The following is a 23,046-nucleotide window of genomic DNA, read 5'->3' as shown; positions in this document are numbered from 1 at the left end:
TGCAAAGGCAGCATATTTTTTTAAGAAAAATTCTTTTTGTAATATTCTAGAACATCGGTTGCTGTTTGTTCTATTGTATTTAATGATACATCAAAAACTTTACAATCTAAATCTTCAAATACGCCTTTTGCATATTCTAATTCTCTGTTGATTCTTTCTTTATCAAAATATTCGCTTTTTGATTTTAAACCAAGACCTTTTGACCTATCTTCTCTGATTTTTGATAATTTATCAGGATCTATGGTAAGGCCTATGATTCTTTTTGGATCAATTTCAAAAACTTCTTCTGGTAATCTAATTTCTGGAACTAAAGGAAGGTTAAAGACCTTGTAGTCTTTTGTTGCAAGAAGCATGGTTACTGGTGTTTTTGATGTTCTTGATACTCCAAGCAACAATATATCTGCCTCTTTTATTCCTCTTGGATCTTTTCCATCGTCATATTTTACAGCAAATTCAATGGATTCTATCATTGAAAAATAATCTTTTGATAATTTTCTTGTGAGTTTTTTCTCTCTTAAGGCCTTTTGTCCTGTTACTTGTTCAAAAATTGAAAGAGCAGGTCCCAATATATCTATAACCTTTATATTTTCTTCTTTAGCTTTTTGTATCAAATATTCTTCAAGTTTTTTTTCGGCTATAGTTTGGATTATTATTGAATCATTTGGCATTTTCTCAACAATTTTGTTGATTTTTTCTTCACTATCTATATTAAATTTTCTTTTTACGTTAAATTCTACATTTGGAAAGTGAGTAACAACTGATTTTGCGAATGTTTCAGCTGTTTCTCCAGTAGAATCACTGATTATATAAACATTCAAAACATCACAAGCCATATTATCTCCTATTTAACTAAATCTTTTATATTAAATATTCTAGAAATATTTTTAGCTAGTTTATTTAATAAGGCCAACCTATTATTTTTAATTTCTTCATCTTCAACCATTATCATTGTGTTATCTAAATATTCGTTACCAATTTGTCTTGTTGATGCAATTTCTTCAATGGCTTCACCATACAATTTTTGACTTAAATATTTTTCACATTCTAGTCCTTCTATTGCATCATAAAATTCTTTTTCTAGACCTTGATCTAATTTATCAACATTAACATCTACACTTTCAAAATCTTTGGTGAAATTGTTAATTCTTGTAAAATAATTTAAAATTTCTTCACTATTTTCTTTTTCAACAAATTCTCCCAAAGTTTTTACTTTTTCTATGACTGATAAGATATTTGTTTCTCCAGTTGAAAGAACTGCATTTACAAAATCATATCTGTATCCCTTATCAATTAACATATTTTTAAGTCTATCTATGAAAAATTCTGTGATTTTTTCTAATGTTTTATCATAATCAAAGGAGATTTCATTTTTTTCTGTATAAACAAATAGTGAATCTTTTATTAAATCTTCTAAATCAACATTAATTTTATTATCTGCAAGAATATTTATAACACCAATTGCTGATCTTCTAAGTCCAAATGGGTCTTGGCTTCCTGTTACATAATTTTCAATTATATATAAACCTGTGATTGTATCAATTTTATCTGCTATCGAAAGAACAATTCCTGCTACTGATTTTGGTAAAGAATCTTCTGAGCTTCTTGGCTTATAAGCTTCTTCGATTGCATTTGCTACTTGACTGTTTTCTCCAGAATTTTTGGCATAAATTCTTCCCATAGTTCCTTGAAGTTCTGTAAATTCTATAACCATTTTTGTTACAAGGTCAGCTTTTGAAAGATATGCTGCTCTTAATAAATTATCTGAAACGTCTTCTCCAAGTTTGAATTCATCAAGATAATTTTTGGAAAGAGATATAAGCCTTTCAGTTTTTTGATAAACTGAACCAAGTCCTTCAAAAAATGTAAGTCTTTTTAGCTCTTCTACATATTCTTCTAATTTTTTATTATTATCTATATCATAAAAGAATTTTGCATCTTCAAGTCTTGCTGTTAAAACTTTTTTGTTTCCATTTATTACATTTTCTTTAGCATAATCGTCACCATTTCTTACCAACAAGAAATATGGCATGAGATTTTCATGATCATCTACAATTGGAAAATATCTTTGGTGATCTTTCATTGGAGTTATGATTACTTCTTTTGGTAATTTTAAATATTCATGATCAAGCTCACCCAACAAAACTGTAGGATATTCTACTATATTTATAACTTCTTCAAGTAAGTCTTCATCTTTTAAGAATTGTCCGCCAATTTCTTTGGCATAGCGATTTAAACCTCTTAAAATTATTTCTCTTCTTTCTTTATAAGATAAAATTACATAATTTTCTCTCAAAAGATCAATGTAGGAATCAATTTTATCTACAACAATTTCACTTTTTCCTAAAACTCTGTGACCCTTTGTTGTGTTTGAAACTTTTATTCCTTCAGCGTCAAATTCTAAAATTTCATCATCTAGTAGGGATAGGAAATATCTGATTGGTCTTGCAAATCTTATTGATTTTCCTCCCCACCTCATAGATCTTGGGAAATTTAATGATTTTACAAGTTCATAAACATTTTTTTGTAAAACTTCTTTTATTGATGGGCTTTCTTCTTTTTTTTCTACATAAATATATTCTTCGCCCTTAAAATCTTTGATTATTACATCAGATACTTCAGCTTTTTGTCCTCTCAAAAATCCTAGAAGCGCCTTTGATGGATTTCCTTCTTGGTCGTAGGCAATTTTTTTGGAAGGTCCTTTTACACTTATAAGTTCATCTGATATGTTTTCACTTAGTCCATCAAGTAAAATTGCAAATCTTCTTGGAGTTGATTCTACTTTTATTTCTTCTAAGCTTAATTTGTTTTCTTCAATTAACTTTTTAAATTTTTCTTCAAGTTGGTTTTTTGTTGAATTTATATAAGCTGAAGGAAATTCTTCAACTCCTATTTCTAATAAATATTTGCTCATTACTTATCCTTTCTTAAAAGTGGATATCCTAGTTCTTCTCTTTTTTCTATATATGCTTTTGCAACCTTACTAGAAATATCTCTTACTCTTTTAATATAGTGACTTCTTTCTGATGCTGAAATTGCTCCCATGGCATCTAAGGTGTTGAATGTGTGGGATGATTTTAAAACATTATCGTAAGCGGGATAAACAAGTCCCTTATCAATTAATCTATTTGCTTCTTTCTCGTAAATTTCAAATAAATTTTCCAAAACTTCGCTATCAGCATCTTCAAATGAATATTTTGAATTTTCATATTCTGGTAATTGGAAAACATCTGAATATTTCAAATCTTTTGACCACTGAATGTCAAAAACATTATCTACATTTTGTAAATACATGCAGACTCTTTCAAGACCCATGGTTATTTCTCCACTTTCAAGCTCGCAGTTTATTCCGCCAACTTGTTGGAAATAAGTAAATTGGGTTATTTCCATTCCATCAAGCCAAACTTCCCAGCCAAGTCCCCAAGCTCCAAGAGTTGGTGATTGCCAATTGTCTTCTACAAATCTTATGTCGTGTTCTTTTGGATTAATTCCAATTACCTCAAGACTTTTTAAATATAAATCTTGAATATTTTCTGGTGTTGGTTTTAGTAAAACTTGTAGTTGGTGGTGTTGGTATAATCTGTTAGGATTTTCACCATACCTACCATCAGCAGGTCTTCTTGATGGTTCTACATAAACAACTTTCCAAGGTTCTTTTCCCAAAGATCTCAAAAAAGTGTGAGGATTCATCGTACCTGCTCCTTTTTCTGAGTCGTAAGGAAGCATTATTGATGCACCTTGTTCTTCCCAATATTTTATTAATTTTAGCATTAAATCTTCAAAATACATTTTCTCTCCTATTATTTGACTAATTTTATAACCCAATCAAGTGAGCTAAATTTTTTAATTTCTAAACATTCCAATACGTAGCTTGTCACCAAATTTATAATTTTTTTCTTTTCAATTTTTAAATCAATCTTTGAAACCTGGTCAGTTGGAGTATAGATTAATTTTAAAATATAAAGATATTCTTCTCTTGTTAGATATACTATATCCTTTTTTATTTTCTTGCAAGATGAATCAACCATTCCTCCATCTTTTTCAGAAAAATAAGCATCATTAGGATTAATTTTTGATCCACACATTGAACATTCTTTTAAATTTGGTTTAAAACCCGAAAAAGATATGTACTTTAATAAAAAGCAAAGGAAAATATTAAAATAATTTCCACTTGCTTTTTCAAAGCTATCAAAAGTCTTGTCCATCAAATTATAGACAAGATCTTTTTGGTCAAAATCAATTGTTCTTAATAACAAATCACAAATTGCCGATTTGTATACTATTATATCAAAATTTTTATTGGATTTCGAATAAGATTTTAATAATGTTGCATCTCTTATTCCAAAAAATTTTTCTCCAGACTTATAAAGATTGTATGAGGCTTTGACAAATCTTTGAGTTGAAGAAAGATTTGGGTTTTTTTTATTTAAAACTCCCTTGGCAATTATAGAAATTTTTCCCATATCTTTTGTGAAAACTTCTATTATTTTGCTTGATTCTCTGTAGGAAAATTCCCTTAAAACAAAACCTTCTACATTTGAATTATCATTTGTAGCCAAATCTGTTCACCAATTTTTGTTTTTTACGCCAGTCTTTTTCGACCTTAACCCACAATTTCAAATTAATTTTGCTATCCATAAAAACTTCGATTTCTTTTCTTGCTTCCATGCCGATTTTTTTGATTTTACTACCATTTTTTCCTATTACAATTTCCTTGTGACTTGGTCTTTCCAAAATAAGACTTGCATAGATATCATAGAGATTTTTATCTTCTCTTTTTTTGAATTGGTCCATTCTCACAAAAATTCCGTGAGGAATTTCATTTGATAAATTTTTCAAGGCTTTTTCCCTGATAATTTCTGATACAATAAATCTTTCGTTTTTGTCAGTTATCATATCTGAAGGATAGTAAAGTGGCCCTTCTGGCAAAATTTCTTTTACAGTTTCAATATATTTTCCAATATTTTCATCGTTTAAAGCTGAAATTGGAATTATATAATCGAAAGTATTTAAACCTATGTAGGTTTTTTTTATTTGATCAATTTCGCCTTCTTCTAAAAGGTCGCATTTATTTATAAGAAGAATTTTTGGAACCTTTACTTTTTCTAAAATTTCCAAAATCATCTTATCAAGTCTTCCGATTGTAAGAGAATTATCGACAATAAATGTCACTAAATCTGAATCTTTGAGGCTATCTTCTGAAACTTCCAAAAGATGTTCTTGAAGTTTATTTCTTGGTGTTTGGATACCTGGTGTGTCTAGAAAGATTATTTGTGAATTTTCGTCGTTATATATTATTTTTATTTCATCTCTTGTAGTTTGGGGCTTGTTTGAAATTATTGAAATTTTTTCTCCCAAAATTTTTTCCATCAATGTAGATTTTCCTACATTTGCCCTTCCAACTACTGATACAAATCCTGATTTCATTTCTCCTCCAAATCTTTTTTTGAAAAGTTATATGGAAGAATATCATCAAGTCCATATATCTTGTAATTATTTATTGAATTTGCTATTACAATTTTTGAATCTGAATCCAAAAATTCTGCCATAAATTGCCTGCAAACTCCGCAAGGATAGGTCATTGTGCTATCTCCAGTAATTACTATTGTGTCAATTTCTCTATCTCCTGCACTTATTGCTGATGATAGGGCAGATCTTTCTGCACAAAGTGTTACAGAATAAGCTGCATTTTCTATATTTACTCCCTTGTAAATATTTCCTTTTTTTGTCAAAACTACGCTTGATACCCTAAAATTTGAATAAGGTGAATAGGAGTTTTTTTTATTTTCTATGGCAATATTTATTAAATCTTCTAAACTTTTTTTCATGAAAAAACTCCAAATATTAAAAATGCTACAGCCGTTCCCAAAATTGCTCCCCTGATAATTTCTGGAAGGGAGTGAATGTTTGCTTCGAAACGACTTTCTGCAACTATTGCTGCGAGTCCATAAAATACAAAAATCAAAAACCCTTCATCTATTCTCATAGATCCAATTGTAGCAAGGCAAAAGGCCATTGATGTGTGACCTGAAACAAATCCTCCGTGAAAAGCTGTTCCGTGTCCCTTATAAAAAATTCCCTTTAAAAATATGGTTAAAATAATTACTATTGAAACTGTAATAAGGGCAAGGTGGGACGGTTTTCTGGAAATTCTTAGAACAACTGATGAGGAAAAATTTGCTACCTTATCAAAAAATACCAAATAAGCAATAAAAATTGTATTTAAGGCTGAAACAAAAGTTGCAGCTGCAGACAAGTCTTTACTCGCTTTGGCTTCTTTTGATTTTTTGCCTCCTCCACCAAGATTTACCGCTTGTTCCAAAGAAGTATTTAAAAGCTCACAAGAAATTACAAAGGCAATTGAGAAAACCAAAAACATCATCTCAACTCTTGAAACATTTAAAAACAAAGAAACCAAAAGGACAAGAACAGATGTTAGGATATGAAATTTCATATTTTTTTCATTGTTTATTGCAAATACCAAGCCCTCAAAAGCATAGTCAAAGCCTTTTACAAATTTTTCTCCAGGAGTTTTTGCACTAGGAACATATTTTTGGGCTTCATCTTCCCTTTTCTTTTCTTCTTTTAATTCTTTTTTCACTTGGTCTTTTATTTGATCAATTAATTGTTTTTCATCTTTCATTTGAATACCCTAAGATTTTTCATAACTTCTTTTTCCTTAGCTCTCATGATTTTTTTGTCAGTATCTTCTATATGATCATAACCCAAAAGATGAAGGATAGAATGGCAAGTCAAATACATTATTTCTCTTTCAAAAGAATGTCCCAATTCTTCTGCTTGCCTTCTTGCAACATCAAGACAAATTACAACATCTCCCAGCATAAGATATGGTTTTTTAAGTAAAGTTCTCCTATCTTCATTAAAAAAATCTTCGATTGGAAAAGATAAAACATCAGTCACCCTATCAATTGACCTGAAATCTCTATTTAATTGTCTTATTTTTTCCTCATCAACAAAAGAAAGAGAAATCTCACATTTTTCCTCGTCAACATTTTCAAGCTTTAAAACTTCTTTAATAACTTTTTCAAGATCTTTTTCAAGATTTAAATCTTTCTTTGTTGTATTATTTATTATTAAATTCATTTTTTTCTTTTTCCTTGTCGGCCTTTTCGTAGGCTTCAATTATTCTTTGAACTAAAGGATGTCTTACTACATCAATTGCAGTAAATTCCATAAATTCTATTCCCTTTACATTTCTAAGAATTCTTGATGCAGATTTTAATCCTGAATTTTTTCCACGAGGAAGGTCAATTTGAGTTATATCTCCGGTTATAATTGCCTTTGAACCATAGCCAAGTCTTGTCAAAAACATCTTCATTTGCTCAAAAGTTGTATTTTGTGCCTCATCCAAAATTACAAAAGAATTATCCAAGGTTCTTCCTCTCATGTAAGCAAGAGGTGCAACTTCAATTACTCCTTTTTCAACCAAATTTTGATAAGTTTCAAAGCCAAAAATTTCAAAAAGCGCATCGTAGAGAGGTCTTAAATATGGATCAACCTTATCTTGCAAATCTCCAGGCAAAAATCCTAAACTTTCTCCAGCTTCAACTGCAGGTCTTGTAAGAATAATCCTATTTACCTCATTATTTTTGAAAGCTCTTATCGCCATAGCAACTGCCAAATATGTTTTTCCAGTTCCTGCAGGTCCAATCCCAAAAACTACATCATTATTTTCAATCATGCTCACATAAGATTTTTGGCCCAAGGTTTTGGGCTTGATTGGTTTTCCATTTGCAGTTGTAACTATGACTTGATCAAGTGTGGATTTTACTATTTCCTTATTTTCACGAACAAGCAAGTCAGAGAAATATTTTAATTTTTGAAAATCAATGCTTCCTTCTTTATTTATAACTTCAATAATTTCATCTATAAGTTTTTTTGTAAGAATTATGTTGACTTCATCTCCCAGTAAACTTATATTTCCATTTTCAGTTTTTATTTTTACATCAAATCTATTTTCTATATATTTTCTATTTTTATCAAAATTACCGAATAAACCCATAATTAATTCGGTATTATTTATTTCTAAAATTTCCTTAATTTTAATCACTCCTTTGAGATTATTATACCATCTTAATAGCAAAAGAAAAAAGATGAGAAACTCATCTTTGACTGTTGACATAATAATTTTTCCCATTTCGAGCAGATAAACAACCGTTGATTTCGGTTGCTTATCCCGATTTATCGTACGTAGTGAGTCGAGAAATCTCATGAGATTTCTCCATGCGTTCGTTTCACTCACTTAGTCGAAATGGCACTTAGCATGATTTTTATTTTAATTCAAACTTTGTCTACATCTTAAGATAAAACTCATCTTTTCGCTTTTGGCTTTCCTATTATTTCTGAATAAATTATAGCCTTTTTTAATTCGTTTTTATTTAATTTTAATTTCCCATCATCTGTCCAATGATCTTCGACTTTATTGGAAATTTTTTCTGAATTTTTCCTTAATTTTTCTTTATTTAGCTTATCATAGTAGGCAATATTTTTGTCTTCTCTTTCAATACCCTTATAAGTTTTTTGGTAAGATTTTTTATGACTTTTTTTTGGGTCATCTGCAAGAGATGACATAGCCTTTCCAAAAGCCATCTTGTTTTTTGGTTTTTTTAGATTATTATTTTCTTTTTTTTCTATATTTTTTAACCAAGTATCAAAATCTGGAGTGTATTTTCCTTCCTCTTTATTCATTTCTTTATCAAGATTGTAAATAAATTTATAAAACTTGGTTTTGAAATTATCTTTTGCCATTAAAATTCATCTCTACTATCAGCTTCTGATATTTTATTTCTCATTTGAGTATCGGCGTTGATATTTTTCATATTATAATAATCTAAAACTCCAAGATTTCCACTTTCAAGTGCCTTGGCAATAGCAAGTGGTACTTTTGATTGGGCCTCTACAACTTTCGCCCTGTTTTCTTGTTCAAAGGCAATAGCTTGGGCACGTCTTTCTTCGGCCTTTGCTTGGGCAATATTTTTATCAGCTTCCGCTTGATCTCTTTGTAATTCTGCCCCAACATTTCGTCCTACATCAACATCTGCAATATCAATTGATAAAATTTCAAAGGCTGTTCCTGAATCAAGTCCTTTTTCCAAAACTGTTTGGGAAATGTTATCTGGATTTTCTAAAACTTCTGCATGAGTATGAGATGAACCAACTGTTGTTACAATTCCTTCTCCAACTCTTGCTATAATTGTTTCTTCTCCCGCTCCTCCTACAAGTCTTTCTATATTTGCTCTTACAGTAACTTTTGCAATAACTTTAACTTCAATTCCGTTTTTTGCTACGGCTGCAATAGTTGGTGTATTTATTACTTTTGGATTTACAGAAACTTGAACAGCTTCAAAAACATTTCTTCCTGCAAGATTCATAGCAGCTGCTTGTTGGAAAGTTAAATCTATATTTGCCCTTTCAGCAGCTATCAAAGCATCTACAACTTGGTTTACATCTCCTCCTGAAAGATAATGACTTTCCAAATCTGAACTTGTAATTTGAATTCCTGCTTGGTGAGATTTTATTAAAGCGTAAATAATATATCTAGGATTTACCCTCCTAAATCTCATTGCAACAAGAGATCCCATTGAAACCGGAACTCCTGATGATCTTGCTGTAATCCAAAGTCCTATTGGGACAAGAGATAAAAATACTATTACAAAAATTATTATTAAAGCTGGAATTATTATTGGCATTTTGTATCCTCCTTAACATAAATGTTTCCATCTTTTATTTCAACTACTTCTACTTCTACATCTTTTTTGATGAAATCTCCATAAGTTTTACCATCATAGATCTTTCCATCAATTATTATTCTTCCTGTCGGCCTTAAAATACTGAGAGTTTTTCCCTTTTTACCGTAAAGATAAGTGTAATCTTTTTTCGAATTAAATCCCCTTTCTTTTGTCTGAGTATTTGTTAAAATTGATTTATTAAATAAATCTGCAGAAAATCCTAATTTTATAAAAACTGTAACACTTATAAAAACTGAAGCTGCAGTAACTAATAAAACTATTATTCCAAACAAAGAATTATTTAAAGAATCCATCAAAGAATAAATGGTTAAAATCACTCCCAAGCTTCCCAAAATACCAAAACTAGGTGTAAATAGCTCTATAACAAGTAATAAAATACCAGAAATAAAAGCTATTATGGTTATGAGATCAGCCTCGCCCCTATCAAGGCCCGTTTTATAAAAATAAATAAAAAGACCAAGCGCTATAAGGCCAAATAATATTTTTTTATCTGTAAAAAATATAGCCACAATACAAATAAATGCAAGGCTAAAAGATAGGGCTAATAAAATATCACTTAGCATAAAACTCCTTTCTTGATTAAATTATATATTTACATTAATTTTATACCCAAAATAAATAAAAAAAGAGAGAAAAATTTCTCTCTCAGACTGTTGACAAACTAAATCTTTTCCCATTTCGCGCGAACGTAGTGAGTCGAGAAATCTCGTGAGATCTCTCCATGCGTTCGTTTCACTCACTTAGTCGAGATGGTACGTAGCTTAATTTTTATTTTAAAATAAAATATTATCTACATTCATACTTTGCCTACGCTCTGAGAGAGAAAAAATTTCTCTCTAAAATTTTACTTTATTTTTAAAATCAATTTATTTTTTCAAAATTATCTTCCAACAACTCTTCAAGCGAATTATAATTTTGTGTTGAAATTTTAATATAATCAACTCCCTCTTGACCAATATCATGACCTTCTGTATTATATTTTATTACTTTATTTTTAGAATCAATTGAATAATCCAACTCAAAATCAAACCACCAAGCTAGCCAATCTGCTTCAACATATAATTTATCATCAGAGATTATTCCTGCAAATTTGTTATTTAGAAAATAAACACTTTCTTCTTTCATATAATCTTTTCTTGCAAAGGTGAAGACCCCGTATTCTGGAAAATATTGATAAGAATAATTTGGCATATTTTCGGGAACATCAATATTTCCAGGGAAAAAGCCAAAATAATATGACCCATCAGAATTTTCTTTTATATATTTTCCATTATTTTCTTCCAATAATTTTTCGAATTTATTTTTAATATCAGAATATTGGGGATCTGTAAAATAAGTAGAATCTTTTAAATAAATTTCATTTAATTTTCCGACGTCAATAAAATGAACATCTCCCATATCAAAAATAGAAATTTCTCCTTCGTCTTTTCCATCTTGAATTATTTTACATGAATTTTTTGAAGCTGTGTTTTTATCATCATTTTCAACAGGAGGCTTTTTTTGATTTTCATTCGAAGAAACTGTTGATTTTTGATTTTCAATTTTCTTTAAATTTCCATCTTTGATTTTTTTATCATCCTTTTTATTTTCTTTTATAATTTTTTCATTATTATCTTTTTTCGTGTCTTTTTTTGTAGTTTCTTTTTTATCTTCAAATTTTTTCTTTGCAAGTTCAGTCAATTTTTTCGCATCAACAAGTTTTGAATTTTCTCCATTAAATTCATCTATTACATCAATATTTCCAGACTTAACTATTAATTCTTTTGCCAATTCACCATTCATTTTATCAGGATAGGCACTATAAAGATTTGCTGCTAATCCTGATACAAAAGGAGCTGAGGCTGATGTACCATCCCACAACATCACTTCGGCTCTTCTATTATAACCCGGAACATTTACACCTGGAGCTGCTATATCGACATTTTCAGTATTTGAAAAATTAGCAAAATCCAATTTTTTATTATGTTTTAAATATGGTGCAGCTGCACCTACAATAATCACATTATTTTTTAAATCATCATCTATCCCATTGAAGGCACTTTTATTTTTAATTCTAACATTAGAATATTTTTCTATCTTTCTAATCTCTTCTCCTTCATTACCAGCAGATTTTACAATTAGAAAATCTTTACCATGATTTTTCAATCCTTTAAGACCCAAGTCTAGTCTAGCGCTTGAATTTTCAAAATCTTTTTTTATTTTATCAGCATATTCTTCTACATTTTTTGAATTTACGTCTTCATTGTATTTTAAAATCTCACTTAGTTTTTCATTTTTAAAATCTTTTTTTATGTCTTTATTACTAGCATTAACATAATATAGGGACTCTGGTATTAAGCCCCAGCTGATATTGAAAATTTTTATTTTATTGTTTGTTTGGTCAATCCTGTAAGATATAAGATAAGGAAGTACAGAAGAATCAAATACGGTAGGATAAATTTTTACATCTTTTCCAACCCCAGAAAATCCAATATCATTGTGTTTTGCTGCAAGAGTTGAGGAAACTAAATAAGTATGAAGTTTTTTCTTATCCTCTGCTTCCTTATATAATTTTTTAACACTTTCTTTACTTGCATCATCCTTTAAATTATTAGGATTTAAATTTTCATAGTTTAAATCCTCTCTTATGGTTTTATTTAGATTTAGAAAATTTAATATCTTACCGTTTTCAAATACTCCAACTTGGGTTTGATCTTTATAATCAAGATTTTTCCACATATAAGCTAGGTTGGTAATTTTATAAGACCAATAGGGATCTTCATATAATATTTCAGCTTTAGCATTTTTATCTATTTTAAGACCCTTTTCAATATCATAATTTTCCCACAAATTATTTTTATCATATTCTCTTGTTTTTTTATTTACTCTAAGTTCAAACTTATCATCTGGATAAGAATAATCATTATTTTTAACAGGCATTAGCCTATGAACTTCAGAAATTAAAACTCCATCTTCTTTTTTTATTTTCTCGGCTATCTTTTCAAGTTCTTTGACTGATTTATTTGCAATATTAATTTGGTAACCACCCCAAGTGTCACATTTTCCTACGATTTTTGCACCATATTTTTCAAATGTTTTTTCATCAAATTTATCCAAATCTACATCTACTAAAATTTCCCCATCTACATATTCTCCAAAATCATCTTGTTTTATATTTTCTTGTCCTGGAATTGTAAAGAAATTTTTCTTATCAGAAAATTCTAGCTTTTGACTTTTTTGAGGATAATTCTCTTTCATAGATCTACTTTTATTAACATACTCAACTTTATTTTTACTGTTTGAATTATCATTTGATGACACTTCAATATTATTTGAATTTTTATCAGTATTTGTAATCATTTTATTAGAATTGTACAAACCTTTTCCAAAATAAATTAAAATAAATCCTAATACAACTATAATACTTCCAATTATAAACTTTTTGTACGATTTCATTTTTTCCTCCATTCATATTGTTTATATTATTATAACAATAAATATATATTTTTCCTATATTAAAAATACAAATAAAAAAAGGAGAATCTCTGACCTGAACCCCAAAATCCGGAATACGGATGGAGGGGTTTTTGTATGCCAAAATACACAAAAGAATTCAAGATAAAATTAGTAAAAGAATATTTATCAGGTAAATCAGGTGGACAACCTGCATTAGCACATAGATACAATATACCTGAAAGCACTCTAGAAAATTGGATACGCAAATATCAGTCAGGTGGCTTTGAGAACTTATCTAAAAAGTTAAAAAACGAAAAATNAATTCTCCTATGGAAAACTTCTTTGGAATCTTGAAACAAGAAATGTATTATGGGGCGGAATTTAAAAACTATAATGAATTAGTTATTGAGATAGAAAAATATATTAAATGGTACAATGAGGATAGAATTAAAACAAAATTAAACGGAATGTCCCCTGTCATGTACAGATTACATTCCGCTTAAAATATTATTAAATTATTCCGCGTTTACGGGTTCAGGTCATCTCTTCTCCTAATCTTCTACTAATTCTTTTAACCTTCCAGTAAGTTTATATGGTACATTTTTTAATTCTTTTATATTTTTAACTCCAACAAGAGCCATAAATATTTTTATTTTTGTTTGAAGTTCTTTCAAATATTTTAAGGCATAATCGTAATCGCCTCTTAAAAGAAAGGACAAAACTTCTCCAGAAATCGCGCACATATCTGCTCCAATTATTATGGATTTGCAGACATCACTTGCATTTCTTATTCCACCACTTGAAATCAAAAAGAAATCATCTGATAAGCTTCTTACATCAAGAATTGATTTTGCTGTAGGTATTCCCCATGAATAAAATTCTGAATAATCCTTATCAAATATTCTCATATCTTCAATTTCTATAAAATTTGTTCCGCCTTTTCCAGAAACATCTATATATTTTACCCCTATATCCAAAAGTTTTTGGCCAACTTCCTTGCTCATGCCAAAACCAACTTCTTTTACAATAAGTGGAACCGAAAGATTCTTGCTGATATTTTCTAAATTTTTATAATTTTTAGAAAAATCTCTTTCTCCTTCATCCATAACAAGTTCTTGGGCGACATTAAGATGAGCTTGCATAGCTTTTGCTCCAATCAAGTCTTTGGCAAATTCAAAATTTTCTAAATTATTTTCTAAACCTAGGTTTCCAATTTTTAATATATCTTCCTTATCTTTTAAAAATGAAAAAGATCCTCTTGCTTCCAAATCTTTTATTGCAATAGATTCGCTCCCAACAGCCATTGGAATTTTTAATTCCCTGCAAATATTTGATAAGTCTTCATTTATATCTTCGCTAATTTCTGTTCCGCCAGTCATTGCATTTACCATAACCGGCATAGAAATTTTCTCACCCAAAAATTCTATAGAAGTATCAATCTCATCAAAATTTACTTCACTCAAAGCGTTATGTTCGATATAAACATTATTTAGTAAGGTTTTTGACCTAAATTCACTTCTAAGATAATTTTCAATATGTTCGTCTTTTCTTTCTCTTCTTTTTTCATCCATTATTTCACCTACTAATTATCATTCGTAAAATCATTCAAATCATCGTCAAAATAATTTCTATCATCAACCATATCAGAATCATTCTCAATCAAATCTTCTTGTTGATATTCATCTTCTTCGGGATCATTTTGATTTTGTTGATGATTTTCATTCAAATTTTGATAGTCTTCATTTGATATATCTTCTTGATCAGAATATCTGGTATTTTCATACTCTCTGTAACAACTATCATCTTTACTCCAATTTTTTAATTTATATTTTGAAAACACTTTATCAACTATCTCCCAAGTTTTTTCAAAATCCGGCATATAATAACTTACACCATCAATCATCTTTGGTGTTCCAGGAACTGTGTAAGTTGAAAATTTATCTGAAGAAAAATTAGAAATTTTACTGGTCATATCAAGTATTGTAGCCATTGGTAGATTTGTTTTTACATCTTTAAAATAAGCTTCAACCAAAGAAGTCATACTGATTGATTCTGATTTTTTTACCATTTCATTAACCATAGCTTTTAAAAATTGTTGTTGAGCGTTTACTCTTCCTAAATCAGCATTTTCATATATTTTTCTAGTTCTCAAATACCACAATACATCTTCACCATTCATTTTATTCATGCCTGGTTTTATATGAGTGTTTTCTTCATCGATTTTCACGCCTTGCGGAACCTTGTAATTAACTCCACCCATACCATCAACTATATTTTTAACTGCATCAAAATTTACTTCCGCATAATAATCTATATCAAGACCCAAAAAATCCCTCAAAGTTTTTAAAGTAAGCTCAATTCCACCATAAGCGTGAGCGTGGTTAACTTTTGTAAATTCATCCCTAACTTTTATCCTAGAATCTCTTGGAATTGATAAAAGATCAACTTTTCCTGTTTTAGAATTAATTTTACAAAGCATTATTGTATCAGTTCTAGTTGGCTCAGGATTTTCTTTATTTTGGCTTGCATCAACTCCGACCAAAAGAACAAGTATTTCATTATCAACTTTTTTTCCCTTATTAGTTACTGCAGCTTCAGTTCCATAATCTTCTATATTTTTTTTATCTTGTAATCTATTTAAGTAAGCATTAGAAGTAAAATAAACAAAAAATGCTAAAAAAACTGTAATCAAAAATCTTTTAAACTTCATAATATCTCCTTCTCATCTTGTAATTATAGCATAAAAGAAGTCTTAATAAAAATAAGAAAATGTTAAAATATATGATATAATCAAATTATGATTAAACTAATAACAATTGATATAGACGGAACCTTGCTTACAAATACAAGGAGTCTTCCTAAAAAAAATAAAGAAATGATATTAAAGGCAAAAAAAATGGGCGCCCACATAGCCCTTGTCAGTGGAAGACCATTTTCTGGAATTCTTCCTTATGTCAAAGAACTTGACCTAGAACACCAAGGTCATTTTTCAATTTCCCAAAACGGATCATATATTTTTGACAACTACACTAAGGAAGTTATTACAGGAGTTTTCCAAAAACCAAAAGATTTAATAGAACTTGATAAGTCTTTAAAAAAATTTAAAGTTCAAGTTTCAGCCATGGATGATGATAGTTTTTATACAAGACATAAAAATCCGAATATTTTGACAAGACTTGATTCTTTTATTACAAAATTAAAACTTCAAAAAATTTCATATGAAGATTTTGATGAAGATAAAAATTTTGGTAGGTTTTTAATTATGGGTTGGCCTTGGAATATTGAAAAAGTCATGGACAATATGCCAAAATTTGTAAACGAAAATTATTACTATGCAAAAACTGCCCCAGTTTTAATTGAAGTTATGAACAAAAATGCGAACAAGGGAAATGCCATAAAATTAATGAGTGAAAAACTTGGTTTTGAAATTGATGAAATAATGGCAATTGGAAATGAAATGAACGATATTCCTATGCTAGATATGGCAGGATTTTCTGTAGCAATGGAAAACGCCAACGATTATCTAAAACCCCACGCAGATTATATAACTTTATCTAACAACAAGGCAGGAGTTGGAGAAGTTATAGAAAAATTAATAGAAAATAATTTTGAAAAATTTTAAATTAAAAAGCATTCCTAGATTTTTTTCTAAGAATGCTTTAGAACATATGTAAAATTAATATTGTAACTTTTTACATAATTAAATTAAAATTATTCTAATACCCATCTCGACTAAGTGAGTGAAGCGAACGCACGGAGAGATCTCATTAGATTTCTCCACTCACTACGTTCGGTCGAAATGAACAATTTTTTTTATTTCCACACTTTCTAAGTATTCCTAGATTTTTTCTAAGAATGCTTTTTGTTTTCTTTAAATTTTTTGTATTTTACATAGGCATTTGCGCCCATTAATACTGATACTAATAAAATTATCCACCAATATTTCTTTTCACCAATATATTGAATTATAGTTAAAATTATTAAAAGCACAAAAGTTATTGCACTTGTTATAAATTCTAATAGCCTATAATCTTTGAAAATATTATTATTTGACATCTTTATCTATCACTTCATCCAAAGTTTTCCAAGATAAAAGTGCGCATTTTACTCTTTGTGGCATATTTGAAATATTTTGGAAAGCTGCAGCATCTCCAATTTTTTCCAAATCTTCATCGCTAATATCTTCTCTTTTTATCATTCCGATATAAATTTTTGCCATCTCTTTTGCTTCTTCAATTGTTTTTCCTACAATTTCATCGCACATTACAGAAGTTGCAGCTTGGCTAATTGCACATCCGTGTCCCGTAAAAGCTGCCTCTGTTATTATATTTCCGTCATGTTTTAATTCCAAAACAATTTCATCTCCACATGAAGGATTGTGACCTGGCTCTTTTATATCTGGATTTTCTAAATTTCTTTTATTTTTTTGATTTCTAGAATTTTCTAGTATTACTTGAGTATAAACATCATTTAAGTCCATTAAAGTCCCATCACCTTTCTTACATTTTTAAGCTCTTTTGCAAAATATTCTACTTCTTCTTTAGTATTATATATGGCAAATGACGCTCTGCAAGTTGAAGATACATCAAGGTAGGTGTGAAGAGGCATAGCACAATGATGGCCACTTCTTACAGCAATTCCTTTCATATCCAAAATTGTTGCAACATCGTGTGGATGAATATCATCAAAAGTAAAAGAAACAACTGAACCTGTATTTCTTTTTTCTGGGAAAAATACTTTTATATGATCAATGTCTTTTATCAAATCATATGCATATCTTGATAATTTATTTTCATGGTCATAAATATTTTCCACACCAATTTCATTCATAAAATCAATGGCAGCAGAAAGACCTACAACTCCACCTACATCTTGAGTTCCTGCTTCAAATTTTTGGGCAGGTTTTGCAAAAGTAGATTCTTGCTCATAAACATATTCAATCATATCGCCACCGAGATTGTATGGTTTTAATTTTTCAAGCAAATCATATTTTCCATACAAAATTCCAATACCCATTGGTCCATACATTTTGTGGGCAGAAAAAGCAAGAAAATCACAATCCAAATCTTTTACATCAATTTTTTTGTGAGGAGCAAGTTGACAAGCATCTACAATTGAAATTGCTCCAACTTGGTGGGCAAGTTTTGTAATTAATTTTTGATCAGTCATCTCTCCTGTCACATTTGATGAGGCTGTGATTGAAACAATTTTTGTTTTTTCTGTGATTTTTTCTTTTAATTCGTCATAATTTAGGGAATAATCATCATTTAAATAAACGTATTTTAAAGTTGCCCCAGTTTCTTTGCAAATTCTTTGCCAAGGAACCAAATTTGCGTGGTGTTCTAAAATTGAAATTACAATTTCATCACCTTTTTTTAAATTTTCACTTGCATAAGAATAGGCTACAAGATTTAAAGATTCAGTTGCATTTCTTGTATAAATTATTTCTTCGCTTTTTTCTGCATTTATAAAATCTTTAACTTTTTCTCTCGTACTTTCAAAAGCTTCTGTTGCCTTCCATGATAAAAAGTGAGCTCCCCTGTGGGGATTTGCATTTGAATATTTGTAATAATCAGCTTGGGCATTTATAACTGAAATCGGATTTTGGCTAGTTGCTGCTGAATCTAGATAAATAACTTTTTTTCCAGTATTTTTTTCGTCCAAAAATGGAAATTCTTTTCTTATTTTTTCTATATCCATCTTAACCCCTTGTATTCATTGTGTGAACTTTGTATCTTACTTTTTCTCTCAATTCTTCATGGTCAATTTTATCAATTGTTGGTGCAAAATTTGCTTCAAGCATCAAACTTTCTGCCTTTCTTTTAGAAAATCCTCTGCTCATTATATAAAATAACATGGCCTTATCAAATCTTCCAACACTTGCAGCGTGTTCTCCTGAAACATCTTTTTCTTCATTTAATAAAACTGGAGCAGACCTATTTATGGCATCTGGACTTAGCATTACTGCATAATCTCCAATTTTTCCATCAGCGTGTTCGCAACCTCTTTTAAGATCAACAACGCCCTTCCATCTTTTTTCGGCTTTTCCTTTAAGAGCACCGTTAAACATACAATTTGATTTTGTAACTTTTGCCTTGTGGTCGTTGAAAGCACCAATATCTAGAAAATCTTCATTTTGTTTGAAATAAATTCCATTTTCTTCAAGATTTGACTCTTCTCCATCAAGGAAATTTCTTATATTTACATAAGACTTGTCAGCGCCAAGTTCAATATAAGAAATATCAAAATTTGCCCTATCGCCAATAATTGATGAAATTTGTTGTAAATTAAGAGAATTTTCTAATAAATCAACAACTACAACCAATTTCACAAAAGAATCTTCTTCAAGATTTACCCTTATTAAAGAATTTAGATAAGAAGATTCTCCTTTTGTTTGGGAAAAATTAATTAAAAATGAAGAATTTGATCCTTTTTTTGCATTTATATCAATTTTATTTACCAATTGATTTGAATTTTCATCGAGATTTAAATTAATAAATTCTAAATCTTTTTCTCCATCAATGTCCCTATAAATATCTAAATTATTAAAATTTTTATTTTCTATTAAAAAATCTTTTGAAAGTCCGTAATTTTTTTCCCTAAAAATTTCATCTAAAGATTTATTTTCTTTATTTGAGCTTTCAAAATTTTTATAATCTTTTTTCTCGTTTAAACTTGGAGCTTTTTCGCTATAATTTAACTTGGTGTATGACCAAGTAGGCTCTCTCATTACATTTACTTTTTCCATCAGCCATTTGCTCCTTCCAATTCCATATCAATCAAATTATTCATCTCAACTGCATATTCCAAAGGTAATTCTTTTGCAACTGGCTCTGCAAATCCTCTTACTATCATAGATTTTGCTTCGTTTTCTGGAATTCCCCTGCTCATCAAATAAAATATTTGTTTTTGGTCAAGAGAACCAATTTTTGCTTCGTGTCCGCAATCAACTTCATCATTTCTAATATCAAGGGTTGGAATTGTATCTGATTTTGATTCACGTGATAACATCAAGTTTTCACAATCAACAGTTGACTTGGATCCTTTGGCATTTTTACCAATTTTTACATAAGATCTTGTCATAGATTTTCCGTTTCCTTGAGTTATAGATTTTGTAAGAGCGGTTGAGTAAGTGTTTGGTGCGTTGTGAATCATTGAACAACCATTGTCAATATATTGGCCGTTTGATGCGTAGGTTATTCCTGTATATTCAGCTCTTGCGCCTTCGCCATTTAAAATTGTGGTTGGATATAGCATTGAAACTTTTGAACCAAAAGATCCAGAAATCCATTCAACTTGACCGTTTTCTTCAACAATTGCTCTTTTTGTATTAAGGTTGTACATATTTCTTGACCAGTTTTCTATTGTAGAAAATCTAACTTCAGCGTTTTTGTGAACAAAAATTTCTACACTTCCTGCGTGAAGATTTACAACATTATATTTTGGAGCAGAACATCCTTCTATAAAATGAACTTTGGCTCCTTCTTCTGCAATAATCATTGTGTGTTCAAATTGTCCAGCTCCTGGAGCATTCAACCTGTAATAAGATTGGAGAGGAATATCTACGTTTACTCCCTTTGGCACATAAATTAAAGAACCACCAGACCAAACTGCTCCATGAAGAGCTGCATATTTGTGTAGGGTTGGTGGAATTGCTCTTTGAAAATATTTATGAACAATTTCTTCATGCTCTTTTAAAGCTGTATCAAAATCCGTAAAAATTACACCTTGATCTGACAAATGTTTTTGAATTGAATGGTAAACTTCCTCGCTGTCGTATTGAGCTCCAACTCCTGCAAGAGATTCTTGCTCAGCTTGAGGAATTCCAAGCCTATCAAAAGTATCTTTTATCTCTTCAGGAAGAGCATCCCAATTACTTTTTTTATCAGTTTTTGGCTTAACATAAGTTGTTATATCTGCCATATTTAATTCTGAAAGATCTGGTCCCCATGATGGATTTTCTGTTTTTTCAAAAATTAAAAGAGATTGAAGTCTTCTTTTTAGCATCCATTCTGGTTCATTTTTCTTTTTTGATAATTCTTCAACTATTTTTTTATTCAAACCCTTGTCGGAAATATCTGAGTATTCAAATGTATCAATGACATCATAAATACCCCTATCTATATCCTTAAAAGTTGATTCATCAAATTTCTTTTCTGTCATTTTAAACCCACTCGTATCCTTCTTTTTCGATTTTTTCCATTAGACTTGAATCGGATGTTTCTTTGATTACTCCATCTTTTAAAACATGAACATAATCTACATCAATATTTTCCAATAATTCATTGTGGTGAGTTACAACTATAACTGCATTATCTTCATTTAAATAATTTTTTATTCCTTCACTTACAATTCTTACCGCATCAACGTCAAGACCTGAATCAGTTTCATCAAGCATAGCAAGTTTTGGATTTAAGATTTTTAATTGTAAAATTTCAGATTTTTTTCTTTCTCCACCAGAAAATCCAACATTAACATATCTGTTTGCATATTCTTCAGATAATTTTAAATCATCCATTTCTTTTGTAAGTTCTTTATTAAAACCTAAAATTGATGGTTTTTTTCCTGTAACTTCTTCTTTTGCTTGTTTTAGAAAATCTCTAAGTTTTACACCATTAATTGCATCAGGTGATTGGAAGGACATAAAAATTCCTGCCTTTGCTCTTTTTTCAGTTGTAAGATCTGTTATATCTTCACCTTCAAAAAATATTTTTCCTTCTGTCACATCATAAACTGGATTTGCCATTACAGCATTCATGAATGTAGATTTTCCTGAACCATTTGATCCCATTATTACATGAACTTCTCCAGCGTTAACTTTTAAATTTATACCTTTTAATATTTCAGTATCTCCAACTGAAACATGTAAATTTTCAACTTTTAATAATTCTTTCATCGCTTACCTCTTTTTTTATTTTTGAGAAAATAAATTTATATACATTTAAAGTATACTGCTTTAGTACGGATTGTCAAAACTTGAAATTTTAACATTTAAATATGAAAAATTTCAAAATATTTTTTATTTAAAAACCATTATTATTTTAAATTTTTAAAATTTTCCAAAGAAAAAACACTTTAAAAAAAGTGCTCTCCCATAAATATTTTATTTTTTCTAAAACCATATGTAATTATTAATAATTACTTAGCTTATTTTCAACCAAATCAACAAGGCTTTTCACAGCTTCTTCCTCGCCATCTCCTTGGGCTTTAATTGTTATTTCTTCGCCTTTGCCAGCGCTCATAGATAAAACTGACATTATTGATTTTGCATTATAAACTCTGCCTTCTTTTTCTACATTTATATCGCACGCATGCTTTACAGCTTCTCTTATAAATATGGAAGCAGGTCTTGCATGTAAACCGATTTCATTCACAAGTGTGACTTTTTCCTCGTACATATCTCCTCCATTAAATATTGATAAATAAAAATTTATTGATGTTATTTTTTTAACTATTTTTCTTATATCTTAATTTGATTATACACGTTTTCCTATTAAAATACAATACTTGAATTTTTTGAAAAAAAGTTTAAAAAATATTAATTTTATAGAAAATGATTTCCTTTTCTTTAAATATTATAGCATTTAACGAAATTTATACAAGGATATTTTATATTTCTTATAAGCAAAAATATAAAGAGGCCGAAGCCTCTCAGTCTGTTGACAAACTAAATTTTTTTTTCATTTCGAGCGAACGTAGTGAGTCGAGAAATCTCGTGAAATCTCTCCATGCGTTCGTTTCACTCACTTAGTCGAGATGGGTTATAGCGTAATTTTGTTTTTGATTTATTAATGAATTATTAAACTGACTTTGTCTACTCTCTAAGAGGCCGAAGCCTCTTTTT

The 23,046-nt window shown here is 29.5% G+C and carries 24 protein-coding genes and 1 pseudogene; 3 read left to right on the top strand and 22 right to left on the bottom strand.

Going from position 1 to position 23,046, the window contains the following annotated elements:
• Positions 1-20: 20 nt before the first annotated feature.
• The 13 genes from BN2087_RS00195 to BN2087_RS00135 form a co-directional block, all read right to left on the bottom strand.
• Positions 21-833, bottom strand: a complete 813-nt coding sequence (locus tag BN2087_RS00195; protein WP_049689888.1) for a pyruvate, water dikinase regulatory protein — start codon at positions 831-833, stop codon at positions 21-23.
• Positions 834-841: 8 nt separating this feature from the next.
• Positions 842-2,911 (bottom strand): glycine--tRNA ligase subunit beta, encoded by a 2,070-nt coding sequence (gene glyS / locus BN2087_RS00190; RefSeq protein WP_049689887.1) that lies wholly within the window; start codon positions 2,909-2,911, stop codon positions 842-844.
• Positions 2,911-3,786 (bottom strand): glycine--tRNA ligase subunit alpha, encoded by an 876-nt coding sequence (glyQ, locus tag BN2087_RS00185; protein WP_049689886.1) that lies wholly within the window; start codon positions 3,784-3,786, stop codon positions 2,911-2,913. Before glyQ ends, glyS begins: the two co-directional genes overlap by 1 nt.
• An 11-nt stretch (positions 3,787-3,797) precedes the next feature.
• The gene (recO, locus tag BN2087_RS00180; RefSeq protein WP_049689885.1) at positions 3,798-4,556 is read right to left on the bottom strand and encodes a DNA repair protein RecO; all 759 of its coding nucleotides are present in this window, start codon (positions 4,554-4,556) and stop codon (positions 3,798-3,800) included.
• Positions 4,543-5,424, bottom strand: coding sequence for a GTPase Era (era, locus tag BN2087_RS00175; RefSeq protein WP_049689884.1), 882 nt, complete (start codon positions 5,422-5,424; stop codon positions 4,543-4,545). The genes recO and era overlap by 14 nt, the downstream gene beginning before the upstream one ends.
• Positions 5,421-5,825, bottom strand: coding sequence for a cytidine deaminase (cdd, locus tag BN2087_RS00170; protein ID WP_049689883.1), 405 nt, complete (start codon positions 5,823-5,825; stop codon positions 5,421-5,423). The genes era and cdd overlap by 4 nt, the downstream gene beginning before the upstream one ends.
• Positions 5,822-6,640, bottom strand: a complete 819-nt coding sequence (locus tag BN2087_RS00165) for a diacylglycerol kinase (protein ID WP_049689882.1) — start codon at positions 6,638-6,640, stop codon at positions 5,822-5,824. Before BN2087_RS00165 ends, cdd begins: the two co-directional genes overlap by 4 nt.
• Positions 6,637-7,101: an rRNA maturation RNase YbeY gene (ybeY, locus tag BN2087_RS00160; RefSeq protein WP_049689881.1), complete on the bottom strand. Its 465-nt coding sequence runs from the start codon at positions 7,099-7,101 to the stop codon at positions 6,637-6,639. Before ybeY ends, BN2087_RS00165 begins: the two co-directional genes overlap by 4 nt.
• Positions 7,082-8,020 (bottom strand): PhoH family protein, encoded by a 939-nt coding sequence (locus BN2087_RS00155; protein ID WP_049689940.1) that lies wholly within the window; start codon positions 8,018-8,020, stop codon positions 7,082-7,084. Before BN2087_RS00155 ends, ybeY begins: the two co-directional genes overlap by 20 nt.
• A 308-nt stretch (positions 8,021-8,328) precedes the next feature.
• Positions 8,329-8,766, bottom strand: coding sequence for a hypothetical protein (locus BN2087_RS00150; protein ID WP_049689880.1), 438 nt, complete (start codon positions 8,764-8,766; stop codon positions 8,329-8,331).
• Positions 8,766-9,707 (bottom strand): flotillin-like protein FloA, encoded by a 942-nt coding sequence (gene floA, locus BN2087_RS00145; RefSeq protein WP_049689879.1) that lies wholly within the window; start codon positions 9,705-9,707, stop codon positions 8,766-8,768. Before floA ends, BN2087_RS00150 begins: the two co-directional genes overlap by 1 nt.
• Positions 9,698-10,330: an NfeD family protein gene (locus tag BN2087_RS00140; RefSeq protein ID WP_049689878.1), complete on the bottom strand. Its 633-nt coding sequence runs from the start codon at positions 10,328-10,330 to the stop codon at positions 9,698-9,700. Before BN2087_RS00140 ends, floA begins: the two co-directional genes overlap by 10 nt.
• 298 nt (positions 10,331-10,628) lie before the next feature.
• Complete coding sequence (locus tag BN2087_RS00135; RefSeq protein ID WP_049689877.1) at positions 10,629-13,202, bottom strand: S8 family peptidase; 2,574 nt, start codon at positions 13,200-13,202, stop codon at positions 10,629-10,631.
• A 135-nt stretch (positions 13,203-13,337) separates the two neighbouring features.
• Here BN2087_RS00135 and BN2087_RS00130 point away from each other — a divergent pair, with 135 nt between their 5' ends.
• Together BN2087_RS00130 and BN2087_RS09035 are read left to right on the top strand one after the other, a co-directional pair.
• Positions 13,338-13,556, top strand: coding sequence for a helix-turn-helix domain-containing protein (locus tag BN2087_RS00130; RefSeq protein ID WP_049689876.1), 219 nt, complete (start codon positions 13,338-13,340; stop codon positions 13,554-13,556).
• A pseudogene (locus tag BN2087_RS09035) lies at positions 13,514-13,705 on the top strand (IS3 family transposase); the annotation flags it as partial. The gene BN2087_RS00130 and the pseudogene BN2087_RS09035, both read left to right, overlap by 43 nt.
• 48 nt (positions 13,706-13,753) lie before the next feature.
• Here the strand turns inward: BN2087_RS09035 and fni are convergent.
• The gene (gene fni / locus BN2087_RS00125) at positions 13,754-14,773 is read right to left on the bottom strand and encodes a type 2 isopentenyl-diphosphate Delta-isomerase (protein WP_049689875.1); all 1,020 of its coding nucleotides are present in this window, start codon (positions 14,771-14,773) and stop codon (positions 13,754-13,756) included.
• Positions 14,774-14,784: 11 nt separating this feature from the next.
• Positions 14,785-15,912 carry an LCP family protein gene (locus BN2087_RS00120; protein WP_049689874.1) on the bottom strand — a complete coding sequence of 376 codons (1,128 nt, stop codon included), beginning with the start codon at positions 15,910-15,912 and terminating at the stop codon, positions 14,785-14,787.
• 87 nt (positions 15,913-15,999) lie between these two features.
• Here BN2087_RS00120 and BN2087_RS00115 point away from each other — a divergent pair, with 87 nt between their 5' ends.
• Entirely contained in the window at positions 16,000-16,824 is an 825-nt protein-coding gene (locus tag BN2087_RS00115; protein WP_049689873.1) for a Cof-type HAD-IIB family hydrolase, read from the top strand.
• 227 nt (positions 16,825-17,051) lie between these two features.
• On the opposite strand, the gene BN2087_RS00110 is transcribed toward BN2087_RS00115, so the two are convergent.
• The 7 genes from BN2087_RS00110 to BN2087_RS00080 all read right to left on the bottom strand — a co-directional run bounded on the left by BN2087_RS00110 (position 17,052) and on the right by BN2087_RS00080 (position 22,600).
• Positions 17,052-17,258, bottom strand: a complete 207-nt coding sequence (locus BN2087_RS00110) for a hypothetical protein (protein ID WP_049689872.1) — start codon at positions 17,256-17,258, stop codon at positions 17,052-17,054.
• Complete coding sequence (sufU, locus tag BN2087_RS00105; protein ID WP_049689871.1) at positions 17,248-17,682, bottom strand: Fe-S cluster assembly sulfur transfer protein SufU; 435 nt, start codon at positions 17,680-17,682, stop codon at positions 17,248-17,250. The genes BN2087_RS00110 and sufU overlap by 11 nt, the downstream gene beginning before the upstream one ends.
• Positions 17,682-18,902: an aminotransferase class V-fold PLP-dependent enzyme gene (locus tag BN2087_RS00100; RefSeq protein ID WP_049689870.1), complete on the bottom strand. Its 1,221-nt coding sequence runs from the start codon at positions 18,900-18,902 to the stop codon at positions 17,682-17,684. The genes sufU and BN2087_RS00100 overlap by 1 nt, the downstream gene beginning before the upstream one ends.
• 1 nt (position 18,903) lies before the next feature.
• The gene (locus BN2087_RS00095) at positions 18,904-19,950 is read right to left on the bottom strand and encodes a SufD family Fe-S cluster assembly protein (RefSeq protein WP_049689869.1); all 1,047 of its coding nucleotides are present in this window, start codon (positions 19,948-19,950) and stop codon (positions 18,904-18,906) included.
• Positions 19,950-21,365: a Fe-S cluster assembly protein SufB gene (gene sufB / locus BN2087_RS00090; protein ID WP_049689868.1), complete on the bottom strand. Its 1,416-nt coding sequence runs from the start codon at positions 21,363-21,365 to the stop codon at positions 19,950-19,952. The genes BN2087_RS00095 and sufB overlap by 1 nt, the downstream gene beginning before the upstream one ends.
• 1 nt (position 21,366) lies before the next feature.
• Positions 21,367-22,098, bottom strand: coding sequence for a Fe-S cluster assembly ATPase SufC (gene sufC / locus BN2087_RS00085; protein ID WP_049689867.1), 732 nt, complete (start codon positions 22,096-22,098; stop codon positions 21,367-21,369).
• A gap of 235 nt (positions 22,099-22,333) precedes the next feature.
• Positions 22,334-22,600 carry an HPr family phosphocarrier protein gene (locus BN2087_RS00080; RefSeq protein ID WP_049689866.1) on the bottom strand — a complete coding sequence of 89 codons (267 nt, stop codon included), beginning with the start codon at positions 22,598-22,600 and terminating at the stop codon, positions 22,334-22,336.
• Between the last annotated feature and the right edge of the window lie 446 nt (positions 22,601-23,046).

The sequence above is a fragment of the Anaerococcus jeddahensis genome (assembly GCF_001182725.1).
Lineage (GTDB): Bacteria > Bacillota > Clostridia > Tissierellales > Peptoniphilaceae > Anaerococcus > Anaerococcus jeddahensis.
Note: the sequence above shows the minus strand (reverse complement) of the source record. Positions and strands in the feature narration are given on the sequence as shown.

Coding starts and splice junctions, on each gene's coding strand:
- sufC (WP_049689867.1), bottom strand. CDS start 22,098: ATGAAAGAATTATTAAAAGTTGAAAATTTACATGTTTCAGTTGGAGAT.
- sufU (WP_049689871.1), bottom strand. CDS start 17,682: ATGGACTTAAATGATGTTTATACTCAAGTAATACTAGAAAATTCTAGA.
- BN2087_RS00095 (WP_049689869.1), bottom strand. CDS start 19,950: ATGGAAAAAGTAAATGTAATGAGAGAGCCTACTTGGTCATACACCAAG.
- fni (WP_049689875.1), bottom strand. CDS start 14,773: ATGGATGAAAAAAGAAGAGAAAGAAAAGACGAACATATTGAAAATTAT.
- BN2087_RS00110 (WP_049689872.1), bottom strand. CDS start 17,258: ATGTCAAATAATAATATTTTCAAAGATTATAGGCTATTAGAATTTATA.
- ybeY (WP_049689881.1), bottom strand. CDS start 7,101: ATGAATTTAATAATAAATAATACAACAAAGAAAGATTTAAATCTTGAA.
- BN2087_RS00150 (WP_049689880.1), bottom strand. CDS start 8,766: ATGGCAAAAGATAATTTCAAAACCAAGTTTTATAAATTTATTTACAAT.
- BN2087_RS00080 (WP_049689866.1), bottom strand. CDS start 22,600: ATGTACGAGGAAAAAGTCACACTTGTGAATGAAATCGGTTTACATGCA.
- BN2087_RS00115 (WP_049689873.1), top strand. CDS start 16,000: ATGATTAAACTAATAACAATTGATATAGACGGAACCTTGCTTACAAAT.
- BN2087_RS00100 (WP_049689870.1), bottom strand. CDS start 18,902: ATGGATATAGAAAAAATAAGAAAAGAATTTCCATTTTTGGACGAAAAA.
- era (WP_049689884.1), bottom strand. CDS start 5,424: ATGAAATCAGGATTTGTATCAGTAGTTGGAAGGGCAAATGTAGGAAAA.
- BN2087_RS00155 (WP_049689940.1), bottom strand. CDS start 8,020: ATGGGTTTATTCGGTAATTTTGATAAAAATAGAAAATATATAGAAAAT.
- BN2087_RS00120 (WP_049689874.1), bottom strand. CDS start 15,912: ATGAAGTTTAAAAGATTTTTGATTACAGTTTTTTTAGCATTTTTTGTT.
- BN2087_RS00135 (WP_049689877.1), bottom strand. CDS start 13,202: ATGAAATCGTACAAAAAGTTTATAATTGGAAGTATTATAGTTGTATTA.
- BN2087_RS00140 (WP_049689878.1), bottom strand. CDS start 10,330: ATGCTAAGTGATATTTTATTAGCCCTATCTTTTAGCCTTGCATTTATT.
- cdd (WP_049689883.1), bottom strand. CDS start 5,825: ATGAAAAAAAGTTTAGAAGATTTAATAAATATTGCCATAGAAAATAAA.
- sufB (WP_049689868.1), bottom strand. CDS start 21,365: ATGACAGAAAAGAAATTTGATGAATCAACTTTTAAGGATATAGATAGG.
- BN2087_RS00195 (WP_049689888.1), bottom strand. CDS start 833: ATGGCTTGTGATGTTTTGAATGTTTATATAATCAGTGATTCTACTGGA.
- glyS (WP_049689887.1), bottom strand. CDS start 2,911: ATGAGCAAATATTTATTAGAAATAGGAGTTGAAGAATTTCCTTCAGCT.
- floA (WP_049689879.1), bottom strand. CDS start 9,707: ATGCCAATAATAATTCCAGCTTTAATAATAATTTTTGTAATAGTATTT.
- glyQ (WP_049689886.1), bottom strand. CDS start 3,786: ATGTATTTTGAAGATTTAATGCTAAAATTAATAAAATATTGGGAAGAA.
- BN2087_RS00165 (WP_049689882.1), bottom strand. CDS start 6,640: ATGAAAGATGAAAAACAATTAATTGATCAAATAAAAGACCAAGTGAAA.